This is a genomic window from Pseudomonas umsongensis, from assembly GCF_012647205.1.
Lineage (GTDB): Bacteria > Pseudomonadota > Gammaproteobacteria > Pseudomonadales > Pseudomonadaceae > Aquipseudomonas > Aquipseudomonas umsongensis.
Genome location: NZ_CP051487.1, coordinates 3,581,474 through 3,594,776, shown reverse-complemented (window position 1 = coordinate 3,594,776; position 13,303 = coordinate 3,581,474). Strand labels below are relative to the sequence as shown.

General features: G+C 61.1%; 9 protein-coding genes. 4 read left to right on the top strand and 5 right to left on the bottom strand.

Annotated features, from left to right (window positions below; translation table 11 throughout):
• Window positions 1-43: 43 nt before the first annotated feature.
• On the top strand, window positions 44-421 hold the full coding sequence (locus HGP31_RS16190) for a response regulator (RefSeq protein ID WP_020797118.1): 378 nt from the start codon (window positions 44-46) through the stop codon (window positions 419-421).
• A gap of 119 nt (window positions 422-540) precedes the next feature.
• Here the strand turns inward: HGP31_RS16190 and HGP31_RS16185 are convergent, their stop codons facing one another.
• The 3 genes from HGP31_RS16185 to HGP31_RS16175 form a co-directional block, all read right to left on the bottom strand.
• A complete protein-coding gene (locus HGP31_RS16185) occupies window positions 541-2,211 on the bottom strand; it encodes an ATP-binding protein (RefSeq protein WP_168758198.1) in 1,671 nt (556 codons plus the stop codon).
• Window positions 2,208-3,710, bottom strand: a complete 1,503-nt coding sequence (locus HGP31_RS16180) for an ATPase domain-containing protein (RefSeq protein ID WP_168758197.1) — start codon at window positions 3,708-3,710, stop codon at window positions 2,208-2,210. Before HGP31_RS16180 ends, HGP31_RS16185 begins: the two co-directional genes overlap by 4 nt.
• 225 nt (window positions 3,711-3,935) lie before the next feature.
• Window positions 3,936-4,991, bottom strand: a complete 1,056-nt coding sequence (locus HGP31_RS16175; RefSeq protein ID WP_168758196.1) for a tetratricopeptide repeat protein — start codon at window positions 4,989-4,991, stop codon at window positions 3,936-3,938.
• 147 nt (window positions 4,992-5,138) lie between these two features.
• Here HGP31_RS16175 and HGP31_RS16170 point away from each other — a divergent pair, with 147 nt between their 5' ends.
• Genes HGP31_RS16170 through HGP31_RS16160 form a run of 3 tightly spaced genes read left to right on the top strand, consistent with a single transcriptional unit; the run spans window position 5,139 to window position 8,434 of the window.
• Window positions 5,139-7,274 (top strand): FUSC family protein, encoded by a 2,136-nt coding sequence (locus HGP31_RS16170; protein ID WP_168758195.1) that lies wholly within the window; start codon window positions 5,139-5,141, stop codon window positions 7,272-7,274.
• Window positions 7,264-7,464 carry a DUF1656 domain-containing protein gene (locus HGP31_RS16165; RefSeq protein ID WP_008061285.1) on the top strand — a complete coding sequence of 67 codons (201 nt, stop codon included), beginning with the start codon at window positions 7,264-7,266 and terminating at the stop codon, window positions 7,462-7,464. Before HGP31_RS16170 ends, HGP31_RS16165 begins: the two co-directional genes overlap by 11 nt.
• 4 nt (window positions 7,465-7,468) lie before the next feature.
• Window positions 7,469-8,434 carry an HlyD family secretion protein gene (locus HGP31_RS16160; RefSeq protein WP_168758194.1) on the top strand — a complete coding sequence of 322 codons (966 nt, stop codon included), beginning with the start codon at window positions 7,469-7,471 and terminating at the stop codon, window positions 8,432-8,434.
• A gap of 218 nt (window positions 8,435-8,652) precedes the next feature.
• Here HGP31_RS16160 and HGP31_RS16155 read toward each other — a convergent pair whose 3' ends face one another.
• Both HGP31_RS16155 and HGP31_RS16150 read right to left on the bottom strand, forming a co-directional pair.
• Entirely contained in the window at window positions 8,653-10,113 is a 1,461-nt protein-coding gene (locus tag HGP31_RS16155) for an efflux transporter outer membrane subunit (protein WP_168758193.1), read from the bottom strand.
• Complete coding sequence (locus HGP31_RS16150; protein ID WP_168758192.1) at window positions 10,113-13,289, bottom strand: efflux RND transporter permease subunit; 3,177 nt, start codon at window positions 13,287-13,289, stop codon at window positions 10,113-10,115. Before HGP31_RS16150 ends, HGP31_RS16155 begins: the two co-directional genes overlap by 1 nt.
• Window positions 13,290-13,303 lie beyond the last annotated feature (14 nt).

Genomic DNA, 13,303 nt, shown 5'->3' with positions numbered 1-13,303 from the left:
CTCGGGGTCGTATCAGCAGCTATTGACCGAACAAAGGCTTCCCATGAGTGAAGATGCACAAGATGTAGTCCTCGTCGTCGAGGACGATCCCTCAATCCTGATGGTGCTGTCGGCCTATCTGTCGGGAGAGGGCTACCGGGTGCTGCAAGCCGAAAACGGCGAGCAGGCCTTCGAGATCCTCGCCAGCAAGCCACACTTGGACATGATGATCACCGATTTTCGCCTGCCCGGCGGGATTTCTGGCGTGCAGATCGCCGAGCCCGCGGTGAAGCTACGGCCTGAGCTCAAGGTGATTTTCATCAGCGGCTACGCCCAGGAAATTCGCGAGACGGATAGCCCGATTACTCGCAAGGCACCGATTCTAGAGAAACCATTCGATCTGGACACGTTGCAGGAACTGATGCAGGACATGCTGTCCTGATCGGGTAGGAGCTGCCGCAGGCTGCGATCATTTGATCTTGCTTTTAAAGATCAAAAGATCGCAGCCTGCGGCAGCTCCTACAGGGGATGGTTGTGTTCGACGCTTGCGCATCGGCGGGTTCAGACACGAATCATCTCCTGCACCTTCGCCGTCAACAGATCGAAGGTAAACGGCTTGGTGATCATCTGCATGCCCGGATCGAGGAACCCGCCGCGCACCGCCGCATGTTCGGCATAGCCGGTAATGAACAAGACCCTCAGGTCCGGCCGCAGTTGCCGGCCGATTTCCGCCAGTTGCCGACCATTCATGCCGGGCAGTCCGACGTCGCTGATCAGCAGGTCGATGCGTTGGACCGAGTCGAGGATCGGCATCGCACTGTCGGCATCGCTGGCCTCGACAAAGGCATACCCCAGATCTCCCAGCACGTTGCTGACCAGTAGTCGCACCGCCGGATCGTCCTCGACGATCAGCACGGTCTCGCCATTTTTCGCGTAGGGAGCGTGTTCGATGTTGACCGGGTTGTCCTGGGGCAGGTCACCCCCAAAACGCGGTAAATACAAGTTCACCGTGGTGCCTGCGCCGACTTCACTCTGAATGGCGACATGCCCGCCCGATTGCTTGCTGAAACCATAGATCATCGACAAACCCAGGCCGGTGCCCTGGCCGATGGGCTTGGTGGTGAAGAACGGGTCGAAGGCCCGGTTGATGGTGCTTTGCGGCATACCGCAGCCATTGTCGGTGACGCTCAGTACCACATAGTCGCCTGGCGCGAGGTTACCGTAGGGCTTGGTGAAATCGGCGTCCAGGTGGCGGTTCGAGGTCTGCACCAGCAGTTTTCCACCATCGGGCATGGCGTCGCGGGCATTGATGACCAGGTTGAGCAGGGCGCTTTCCAGTTGATTGGGGTCGGCTTCGGCGACCCATAGCTGATCGCTCAGCTGCATGTCCAAGTGAATGCTTTCATTGATGCTGCGTTGCAACAGTTCGCCCATGGAGACCACCAGGTTATTCATCTCCACGGGCTTGGAGTCGAGCGACTGGCGACGGGAAAATGCCAGCAGACGATGAGTCAGGCTCGCCGCACGATTGGCCGACGTCACGCCGAGGTCGATCAGGCTGTCCAGATCCTCTGTGCGCCCCCGGGCCAGTCGCCGGCGCAATAACTCCAGGCTGCCGATGATGCCGGTCAGCATGTTGTTGAAGTCATGGGCAATGCCACCGGTGAGTTGGCCTACCGCTTCCATTTTTTGCGACTGGCGCAGTGCTTCCTCATTGTGGCGCAGTTGTGCGGTGCGCTCTTCAACCTGTTGCTCCAGGGTCTCGAGGGTGTTTTGCAGGCGCAGTTCGCTCATGCTCAAGTCCACCAGCCGATCCCTGGCCTCATATTGTCGCCTTCGGCCGCGCAAGGCGGCGGCGACCAGGCTGATCAATGTTTCGGGGTGGAAGGGTCGTTCGAGGAACGTGACATTGCCCAGGAGGGGGCCAAAGCGTGACGCCGGATTATGTTCCGGGCCACCATGGTGAGTCAGCAATACGATTGGCAAATCAGACCACGCCGGTTGCTGCTCGATCAGGCTCAACAGGGGTTCGAGATCGCTGCTCAGCAAGGCTTCGGAAGACATGAGCAACAAGCCGGCCCCTTGCTCCACTTCGAGGCAAAGCCCTGGCAGATCAGTACTGACGACTCCGCCGAAGCCCGCTTCATTGAGCAGCATCAAGGCGATCTGACTGTCCCGCCCCAAGGGGGCAAGAATGATCGCACGCTCGGACGTCGCTTCATTGACCGTCACGGGACTTCATCCCCGAGCAGGGGGTTGCTGGCACCCAGATAGGTCGGGACTCCGCGCAATACGCCCTGGAACGTTTCCAGCGGTTCGCCGATGGTCATGCCGTTGGTGCTGATTTTGTATTCGCGGATGGTCGATTCATGGCTGCCAGTGCGTTTTTTGATGATGGAAATGGCTCGCCGCACCTTGCCCAGGGCTTCGAAGTAGCGCAGCAGAATGACCGTATCGGCCAGGTACGTGATGTCTACCGGGGCCTGCATGTCACCGACCAGGCCATGCTGGGCGACTGTCATGAACGTCGCCGCGCCTTTGCGGTTGAGGTACAGCAGTAATTCGTGCATGTGCAGCACCAGGGCGTTCTCTTCCGGCATCGCCGCTTGATAGCCGTTGATGCTGTCGATTACCACGGTCTTGATATCGCCTTCATCGACGCAACGACGAACCCGGTGGGAAAATTCGCCGGGGGAGAGTTCAGCGGCGTCCACTTGCTCGATCAGCAAGTTGCCGGTGGCTTGCAATGCACTCAGGTCGATGCCGATTTTCTTCATGCGAGCGAACAGCAAGCCAAGTTCTTCATCGAAGATGAACAGAGCCGCCTTTTCGCCCCGGGCCACGGCGGCGGCGGCGAAAATCATCGATATCAAGGATTTTCCGGTGCCGGCCGGGCCGAGAATCAGCGTGCTTGAGCCCGTCTCGACGCCACCGCCGAGCAGCGCGTCCATTTCGCGGATGCCGCTGGTCAACTGCTGTCGCTGGTAGGCACCCCGGTGCTCCGCGGCCACCAGGCGTGGGAACACGTGTACGCCGTCACCCATGATGGTGAAATCATGATAACCGCCGCGGTATTTCTGGCCACGGTATTTCACCACGCGAACGCGCCGGCGCTCGGCGCCATAGTTCGGCGTCAGTTCCTCCAGCCGAACCACTCCATGGGCCACGCTGTGCACGGTCTTGTCCAGCGATTCGGTGGTCAGGTCGTCGAGCAGCAGCACCGTGGCTTCGTAGCGCACGAAATAATGCTTGATGGCGAGGATCTGTCGACGGTATCGCAGTGAGCTTTGCGCCAGCAGGCGAATCTCGGAGAGGCTGTCGAGCACGACGCGGGTCGGCTTGACGCGTTCGACGACTTCAAAAATCTGTTTGGTGGCCTCACCCAATTCAAGGTCCGAGGAGTACAACAGCGATTGCTGGTGCTCGGCGGTCAGCAGGCTTTCGGGGGGCGTCAGTTCGAAGATATGGACGTTATCATCCAGCTCCCAGCCATGGGAGCGCGCACCCTGGCGCAATTCGCGTTCTGTTTCGGACAGGGTGATGTACAACGAGCGTTCGCCGGCTTGGGCGCCGGCCAACAAGAAGTGCAAGGCGACCGTGGTCTTGCCGGTTCCGGGTTCGCCCTCAAGCAAGAACACGTGGCCGCGGGACAGTCCGCCATTGAGGATGTCATCGAGACCAGTAATCCCTGTGGCGGCTTTAACGCTGATCAACTCGTTGGATGTAGACAAAAAATGCCCTCTCATGACTAGGGGAAACGAGGCAGCAGACCGATGATGGCGAGCTGCCTGTTCACTTGACCTTGGGCCGCGAGGAGCGTTCAACTTTTTTGAGAGGCGTTGGGTGTGCACTCGCACCGTAGTCGCGAGGCTTGCCCGCGAAGAACGATAACGCGGTACAACAGACACACCGCAGCGCCTGGTTCGCCGGCAAGGCTCCTACGTCGGTAATCTGTTTTATAGCCCCTGCTGCAGGGCCGGATCATCCGGGTTCATCTGTTCCAGCTGCGCCAGCAATATCTGCACGTTCTGCAATTGCCCGCTTTCTTTCCAGTAGTTGATCAGCAACACCCGTGCGCGGCGATCGTTCGGGTGGCGCTGGACGATTTCCTGCAGCTGTTTCTGCGCCGCTTCCAGTTCCTGCTCGCCATGCAGCGTGGTGGCCAGGTCGTAGCGGTAGTCCTTGTTGTTCGGCTCAAGCTCCACGGCCTTGGACAATCCGAGCAGGGCGAACTCGCTTTGGCCGTGATGCAGCAACCAGAGCCCCAGCGCATGTTGCAGATACGCCGAGTCGGGCTGGGCCTTGAGTTGTTTGGCCAACAATTGACGGGCCGCGTCGCTCTGGCCCTGTTTGTCCAGTATCTCAATCTGCATCACCAGCGCCGGCAGATTGCCCGGGTCCAGACGCAAGGTGTGTTCGAGCGCCTGTTGTGCCTCTTTCAGTTGCGCGTTGTGCAAGTACAGGCGCGCCAGCTGATACTGATTGTCGGCACTTTCAGGGGCGTCTTTCAGAACCACCTGCCAGGCGTCGACAGCCTGCTCCAGAGCGCCGAAATGCAGGCCAAGATCATCGGGTGACAGGCCCAGCAACGCATTGACGGCGGCCAGGCGCACGCTCTGTTCGCCGTCATCGAGCAAGGGCCCCAGCAGTAGGCTGCGCTGGCCGCTGGGCACCAGCCCGCTGATGCTTTTGATCGCCGCGATACGCACCTCGGGCGCCTCATGCTGCAAGTCTGCATCCGCCAGTTTCAGCGCCACGGAGCTGGGGTAGTTGGGCAGTTCGGCCAGCAGCCAGACGCGCCGCTTGGGTGATATGTCAGGGCGGGCCAGTTGCTGGTAGAGCACCCGCGCGGCCCCCGGCTGGCCGTTTCGGGCTGCCGTCAGTGCTTCGCTGTAGCCGCGCTTGATCGTTTCGGGTACTACCGGGGTGCTGCTGCGCAGGAACATCCAGGCAAGGCCGATGGCAAACAGGACACAGAGGCTGATGAGCAAATAGCGGCGGGACTGGGTCATGCAGAATCCGGAAGCTGACAGGCTTTGGCAAAGCTGTCAGCTTCGGTCAGGCGGCGCCTGGAGTCAAACCCTGACTGCGATACTCAAACCTGTCCAGACCTCGCGGCTATGACTACGCTTGCTGAAGTGGATTGGACAGGCATTCCCATGCAAGCGCTGCTGCAATACTTCAAGGCGATGCTCAACCCTGGGCGCGGGGTGCTGCTGTTCGCCTTGAGAACCATCGCTGCCGGGCTGTTGACTCTCTATCTGGCGTTCGTATTCGACCTCGAACAGCCCAAGTGGTCGATCATGGCCGTGGTCATCATCAGCCAGCCCCTGGCCGGCATGGTGCTGGCCCGCAGCTTCGGTCAGGTCATCGGAACCACCCTGGGAGCGGCAGTGGCCGTGGTCATCATGGCGCTATTCCCCCAGGCGCCGCTGCCTTTCATCATGACCTTGTCGCTGTGGCTGGCGTTGTGCACCGCCGGTGGCACCTTGTTGCGCTATACCAGTTCCCAGGCGTTTGTCCTCAGCGGCTACACGGCGGTGGTCGTGGGACTTTTGGCGGTTCCCGATCAGGACGGGACCTTCCTGCTGGCCGTGACCCGCGTGACCGAGACGTTGCTGGCAGTGGCCTGCGTCTGCATCGTGAGCCTGCTGACCGCGCGCCCGGAAGCCGTGGCCAAGGAGTATTTCGACAGGATCGACCAGGTGATCAAGCTGCTGGCAACCCATGCCAGCGCCGTTATTCGTACCGAGGAAAGCGAGGAAGACTTCCACCGTCGGCAAATGCAGTTGCTGGGGCAGATCAGCGCATTGGAGGGTGTGCGCCGGCACCTCTATTACGATGCGCCGCGCTTGCGCAGCGCCGACGACCTGGTGCAATTGCTCGGCAACCAACTGGTGCTGCTGACGGCAAGACTCACCGCCTTGCGCCACCAGCGCGAACTGTTGCTCGAACGCTGGGAAGGTGAGCTCCCCAAGGAAATACAGCAACTGCTCGCCGAAGAACTGGTCTTGCTCGACGAACTGGCCCGGCAGGGGCGCGCGATACCTGGTGAGCAGCGGCGCCAGTTTGCTGCGTTGCAACAGCGTTTCGATGCACTGGCGTACCGCTCGGAGCAATTGATCGAGCCCTTGAAGGCCACCTTGCGCTCGCTGTCCTGGTCCTTACGCTGGGAGCAGGCGCGCATGCTGCAGCAGCTTGAAATGATTTTGGAGTTGAGCGATGTGATCCAGAGCGGGCGCAAGGCCAGTAGCGTTTTTCGTGGCCAGGCCAACCCTCTGCACCTGGACTTCACCCTGGCGACGATGAATGCCATCCGCGCTTACTGCGCACTGATGGTAGCCGGGTTGATCTGGATCGAAACGGGATGGGATGGCGCGCGGGGTGGGATGGTCGTGGTGGGGATTCTGTGTTCGCTGATGGCGACGTTTCCCCGGCCACTGCTGGCTGCCCAGAGCTATGCCCGGGGGCTGGCGCTGGCATTGGTGCTGTCGGCGGTGCTGCAGTTCGCGCTGGTCCCGATGATCAGCAGTTTCGAGCTCCTGGCGCTGCTGCTGGCGCCCTTGCTGTATGCGGTCGCCGTGGGGTTGTCCAGCCCGGCCACGACGGGCACGGGGATTGGCCTGGGGTTGATGACGTGCCTGTTGTTGGGCCCGCAAAACACCGGCACAGGCCAAAACAGCGCCATCCAGTGGTTCGAGTTTGCGGGCGCTTATGTGTGCGCCGTGACACTGGCGTTGAGTGTCTATGCCCTGATCTTCCCCTTCAGGCCTGTGCTGCGGATTCGCCGCTTGTTCAAGGAGAACTGCGAGCAGGTCTACGCCTTGCTGAAAACCCCGGCCACCGATGAAAACCAGTTCGCCTTCGAGAGTCGCATGGTCGACCGCCTGACCATGATGCTGGGACTGTTGCCCGCCATCGAGGACAAGCCATCGCGCGACCTGTTCGACGTCAGCCTGGGTTGCATGGCGCTGGGCATCGCCTTGAACCAACTGCGGCAACAGGGGCAGAACAACGCATTGCTCAGCCCGGGGTTGCAACGTCGATTATTCGCCACGGTGCGTGAAACCGGGAGGCTGGTGGCCGGTCGGCCCGACATTGGAGTGGACCACGTGCTCGACAGCCTGCATGCTTTGGGCGATGACCTGGACGCGCTGCATTCCAGTGTTCATGAACACCTCTGGTCGGTGTTTCGCATGCGCGTGGCGCTGTTGATCGTGGTCTCGTTCCTGGAACGCCACCGTGGCCACTTCGAACCCGCCACCTTGCAAGGAGTACCCGAGCTTGCCCATTGATCTGGAAATAGGCGGCGTCTACCTGCCACCGATCGCCCAGGCGTTGCTGCTGGGGGTACCGGTTTTCCTGGTGCTGGACTGGATCCTGCGGCGTCTCGGGGTGTTGCAGTTCGTCTGGCATGAAGCCTTGTTCGAAGGCGCGTTGTATGTCTGCGTGTGCGCAACGTTGATCCTGGTGATGGGAGCCTGATGCCGTGACGAAGATCCTTGCCCATCTCACCACGGTGGCGGTAGTGGTGCTGGCTTTCGTGCTCGGCTGGTTTGCCTGGGAGCACTACACCCGTGCACCCTGGACCCGCGACGCACGAGTGCGTGCCGATGTGGTGACCTTGTCCGCCGATGTCGCGGGACGCATCGTCAGCCTCGGCGTGCAGGATAACCAGCATGTGCAGAAGGACCAGTTGCTGCTGGAAATAGATCCTTCACGCTACGCCCTGGCGGTCGAGCACGCCAAGCGTTCGGTGGAAGTGGCGAAGGCCTCGCTGGGGCAGTCCGAGGCAACCATCGTCGCCAGCCAGGCCCTGCTCAAGCAGCGCCAGAGCGAGGAGCGGCGCCGGCGGACCCTCAAGGAGCGCTCGGCGATTTCTGGCGAAGAGTGGGAAAAATCCAGCACCGATGTCTCGGTGGCCCAGGCCGATTTGCTGCGCAACCAGGCCAACCTGGGGTTTGCCCAGGCCAATGTGCAACTGGCGATCGCCGCACTGGCCGAGGCCGAACACGACCTGGAACGCACCCGTGTCGTATCGCCGATCAGCGGCTACGTCACCAATCTTTTGACCCGCCAGGGCGACTACGCTACCGCTGGCGGTCCGCTTGTGGCCCTGGTGGACAGCGATTCGTTTTACGTCAGCGGCTATTTCGAAGAAACCAAACTGCCGCGAATCGGAGAGGGTGATCGGGTCGACATCGAGCTGATGAGCGGCGAACGTTTCGGTGGCACTGTGCAAAGCATCGCCTTTGCCATTGCCGACCGGGAAAACCTGCCGGGCGGCCGCTTGCTGGCGAACATCAACCCCAGCTACACCTGGGTCAAGTTGGCGCAGCGGGTGCCGGTGCGGATCAAAATCGACGAAGACTATGCCCGTAGAGACAAATTGCGCGCCGGTACAACGGCTACCGTGACGGTTCGGGAGAACCACAACGCCCAAGATCACCGCTGACCCCTGTAGGAGCTGCCGAAGGCTGCGATCTTTTGATTTTGAAAAGCAAGATCAAAAGATCGCAGCCTTCGGCAGCTCCTACAGTGGGGTGTTGTCTGCTGGATGGGTAAAAAAAGCCCCGCGACCGAATGGGGCGCGGGGCAAAAAATTGGTTGGTTGCGGCCAACCAAAGGAGCTCTGTATTGCTCGGGGCGGCGTTCCGACGACAATGCGTTAAATCAGGTGCCCAACGGCGCCCTCGGGTTTTTCGCGAGCATGCTCGCTCCTACAACCGTCTCTGGTTGCCAGCCGCCACCGAGGGCCTTGTAGATCGCCACGATGCCGCGGTACAGGTCGACTTCGGCCTGGGCCTGGGTGTCTTCGGCCGCCAGGCGTTCACGCTGGGCATCGAGCAGCACGAGGAAGTCGGCGGTGCCCTCGCGGTAGCGGATTTCGGCGAGGTCGGCGGCTGAACGGCTCGATTCGCTCTGGCGAATCAGCGAAATCAGTCGCTGCTGGCGTTTGCCGTAGTCGCTAAAGGCGTTTTCCGACTCTTCCAGGGCCAGCAACACTTGCTGCTCGTAAGTCGCCAGGGCGCCTTCGGCATCGGCGTCGGCGCCGCGTATGCGGGCCTTTACACTGCCCAGGTCAAACGCCGCCCATGTGATGCTCGGGCCCAGTGCCCAGGCGTTGGCCGCCGAGGAACCGATCTGCGAGCCACGTCCGGCGGTCCAGCCGAGGAAGCCGCTGAGGCTCACCCGTGGAAACAAGTCGGCTTTCGCCACGCCAATGCGCGCCGTGGCCGACGCCAGTTTGCGCTCGGCGCTGAGGATGTCCGGACGGCGTTGCAACAACTCGGCGGGATCACCGATCGGCAAGGCCTTGGCAATCGCCGGCAAGTCTTTCGGGCCCAGGTCCACGGTCAACTTGTCCGGGCGCTGGCCCAGCAGGGTGGCGATACGGTTTTTCTGTCGCACCTGCTCGGCCTGCAATTGCGGCACGCTGGCTTCGACCGAAGCCAGGCGCGCATCGGCACGTTCCACATCAAGCTGGTCGCCGACGCCGGCATCCCGAAGGCTGATGGTGATCTTGCGCGACTCCTGCTGGTTGTTCAGGTTAGCCAGGGCAATTTTCTCCCGCAGTTGTGCACCGCGAAGCTGGCCATAGGCGTCCACCAGTTCGGCAATCATGGTCACTTGCAACTGGTACAGATCAGCCTCGAGTGCCTGTTGCTCGGCATCCGCCGATTCCAGGTTGCGCTGGATGCGGCCAAAGAGGTCGATCTCCCAGGCCATGTCCAGCCCCAGGTCATAGCGTTCGCTGTTGACACGGTCGGTGGTCTCGCCAGGAATCTGCCCTTTGCCCAAGTCACTGCTGACCCGGCTGGTGATCGTCGGCATGGCGTCATTGCTGACGTCATCGCGGATCGCCCGGGCCGCCTTCCAGCGAGCGAAGGCGACGCGCAGATCACGGTTGCCCTTGAGGGACTCGGTCACCAACTGGTTGAGGGTCGGGTCTTCGAACTGCTGCCACCAGATGCCTTCGAAACGCGAACGGTCGAAGTCCTTCTGGCCGGCTGCGCCCGGCGTGGCCGCGGTGATGTTGGCCGGTTCAAGGGCTTGGGTTTTATAGTCCGGGCCGACGGCACAGGCGCTCAGCGCCAGTACCAGCAGGCTCGGCAGGAAAGCTTTCAAACTCATCAATGCGACTCCAGCTTCAGGGCACGGGCGGCTTTGCGCGCTTGACCACGCTCGACAAAGTTGCGAATCAATACGTAGAACACCGGTGTCAGCAGCAGGCCGAAGAAGGTCACCCCGAGCATCCCGGAGAACACCGCCACACCCATGGCGTGACGCATCTCGGCACCGGCGCCGCTGGAGAACACCAGGGGTACCACACCCATGATGAACGCAAAGGAGGTCATCAGGATTGGCCGCAGACGCAGACGGCAGGCTTCCAGTACCGCCGCCAGCGGATTCATGCCTTCGAGCTGTTTATCCTTGGCAAACTCGACGATCAGGATCGCGTTCTTACAGGCCAGTCCCACCAGTACGATCAAGCCGATCTGGGTGAAGATGTTGTTGTCGCCTCCCGAAGCAATCACGCCGGTAATGGCCGACAGCAGGGTCATCGGGACGATCAGGATCACCGCCAGTGGCAGGCTCCAGCTTTCGTATTGGGCCGCCAGCACCAGGAATGCCAGCAGTACGCAGAGCGGGAACACGAACAGCGCGGTGTTGCCGGACAGGATCTGCTGGTAAGTCAGGTCGGTCCATTCGTAGGTCATGCCGTTGGGCAGTTCTTCCTTGAGCAGTTTCTCGATGGCTTTTTCCGCCTGGCCGGAGCTGTAGCCGGGGGCTGCGGCACCGTTGATTTCAGCGGTGATGAAGCCGTTGTAGTGCATCACACGATCGGGGCCCGAGGTGTCACTGACCTTGATGAAGGTCGCCAGCGGGATCATCTCGCCCCTGTTGTTGCGCACCTTGAGTTGGCCGATCTGGTCGGATTCGAGGCGGAACTGTTGTTCGGCCTGAACGTTGACCTGATAGGTTCGACCAAAGCGGTTGAAGTCGTTGGCATACAGCGAACCCAGGTAGATCTGCAGGGTGTCGAAGATGTCGCTGACGGCCACGCCGTGGGTCTTGGCTTTCTCCCGGTCGATGGCGGCATCGACCTGGGGCACGTTCACCGTGTAACTGGTGAACAACCCGGCCAGTTCCGGAACGTTGTGGCTCTTGGCGATGATGTTCATGGTTTCCTTGTACAGCTCTTCGTAGCCCAGGTTGCCCCGGTCTTCGATCTGCAGGCGGAAACCGCCGATGGTGCCCAGGCCTTGTACCGGTGGCGGCGGGAAGATCGCCATGTAGGCTTCCTGGATCCCGGCGAACTGCCCGTTCAAGGCACCGGCAATCGCGCCGGCGGACATGCTCGGGTCTTTGCGCTCATCGAACGGCTTGAGGGTCACGAACACGATGCCGGCGTTCGGGCTGTTGGTGAAACCGTTGATCGACAGGCCAGGGAAGGCCACCGCACTTTCCACGCCAGGCTGTTTCAGGGCCAGGTCGGACATGCGCTTGATCACGTCTTCGGTGCGGTCCAGGCTCGCCGCATCCGGCAATTGAGCGAACGCCACCAGGTATTGCTTGTCCTGGCCGGGTACGAAACCGGTCGGGGTGCTGGAGAAACCGAAGAACGTCAGCACCATCAGGCCGGCGTACAGCAGCAGGGCGATGCCGCTGGAGCGGATCACGCGGGCAACGGTGCCGACATAACCATGGCTGGCTTTTTCAAAGAAGCGGTTGAACGGACGGAACAACCAGCCGCCGAACAGCTTGTCCAGGACCTTGGAGAAACGGTCTTTCGGCGCGTCATGACCCTTGAGCAACACAGCGGCCAGGGCTGGCGACAGGGTCAGGGAGTTGAAGGCCGAGATCACCGTCGAAATTGCGATGGTCAGGGCGAACTGCTTGTAGAACTGGCCGGTCAAGCCGGAGATGAACGCTGCCGGAACAAACACCGCACACAGCACCAGCGCCGTGGCAATGATGGGGCCGGTCACTTCACGCATGGCGCGCTTGGTGGCTTCGACCGGGGTCAGCCCGAGCTCGATATTACGCTCGACGTTTTCCACCACCACGATCGCATCGTCCACCACGATACCAATCGCCAACACCAGGCCAAACAGCGACAACGCGTTCAACGAGAAGCCGAATAGATGCATCACGGCAAAGGTACCGATCAGCGAGACCGGCACCGCCACCAGCGGAATGATCGAGGCGCGCCAGGTCTGCAGGAACAGGATCACCACCAGCACCACGAGGATCAGCGCTTCGAACAGGGTGTGGACCACCGCCTCGATGGAGCCGCGCACGAAGATCGTCGGGTCATAGACGATGCTGAAATCCATGCCTTCCGGGAAGTTCTGCTTCAGCTCGGCCATTTTCGCCCGAACTTCGTTGGAGATCTCGATAGCATTGGAGCCCGGGCGCTGGAAGATCGGGATCGCCACCGCCGGCTGGTTGTTCAGCAGCGAACGCAGGGCGTATTGGCTGGAGCCCAGTTCAACGCGAGCGATGTCTTTGAGGCGAGTGATTTCACCATCGACGCCGGAGCGAATGATGATGTTCTCGAACTCTTCCTCATTGACCAAGCGGCCCTGAGTGTTGACCGACAACTGGAAGCTTTGCGCATTCGGCGCAGGCGGCGCACCCAAGGCACCGGCAGCCACCTGGCGGTTCTGTTCACGGATGGCGGTTACCACGTCGGTGGCGGTCAGGTTGCGCGAAGCGGTCTTGTTCGGATCGAGCCACACGCGCAGCGAATAGTCGCCCATACCGAACAGCTGCACATCACCGACACCGCCCAGGCGCGCCAGCTCATCCTTGATATTGAGGATCGCGTAGTTGGACAGATACAGCATGTCGTAGCGTTTGTCCGGCGAGGTCAAGTGCACGACCATCGTCAGGTCGGGCGATGCCTTGTCCACGGTAATACCGATGCGCGTCACTTCCTCGGGAAGTTTCGGCTCGGTGCGGGTCACGCGGTTCTGCACCTGCACCTGGGCGTTGTCCAGGTCCGTGCCCAGGGCGAAGGTGATAGTCAGGGTGATCTTGCCGTCGGCAGTCGACTGCGAGGACATGTACAGCATGTTCTCGACGCCGGTGATCGCTTGCTCCAGGGGAGCGGCCACGGTTTCACCGATGACTTTGGGGTTTGCACCCGGGAAGTTGGCACGGACCACAACGGTCGGTGGCACCACTTCCGGGTATTCGCTGATCGGCAGCTGGAACAGCGAGATGGCACCGGCGATCAGGATTAGCAGCGACAGCACCGCGGCGAAGATCGGCCGTGAAATGAAAAATTGGGAAAAATTCATCGGAGTCGTTATCC

Bases quoted from the DNA above. Each gene is read 5' to 3' on its own strand.
- HGP31_RS16175 (WP_168758196.1), bottom strand. From the start codon at position 4,991: ATGACCCAGTCCCGCCGCTATTTGCTCATCAGCCTCTGTGTCCTGTTT.
- HGP31_RS16190 (WP_020797118.1), top strand. From the start codon at position 44: ATGAGTGAAGATGCACAAGATGTAGTCCTCGTCGTCGAGGACGATCCC.
- HGP31_RS16170 (WP_168758195.1), top strand. From the start codon at position 5,139: ATGCAAGCGCTGCTGCAATACTTCAAGGCGATGCTCAACCCTGGGCGC.
- HGP31_RS16150 (WP_168758192.1), bottom strand. From the start codon at position 13,289: ATGAATTTTTCCCAATTTTTCATTTCACGGCCGATCTTCGCCGCGGTG.
- HGP31_RS16155 (WP_168758193.1), bottom strand. From the start codon at position 10,113: ATGAGTTTGAAAGCTTTCCTGCCGAGCCTGCTGGTACTGGCGCTGAGC.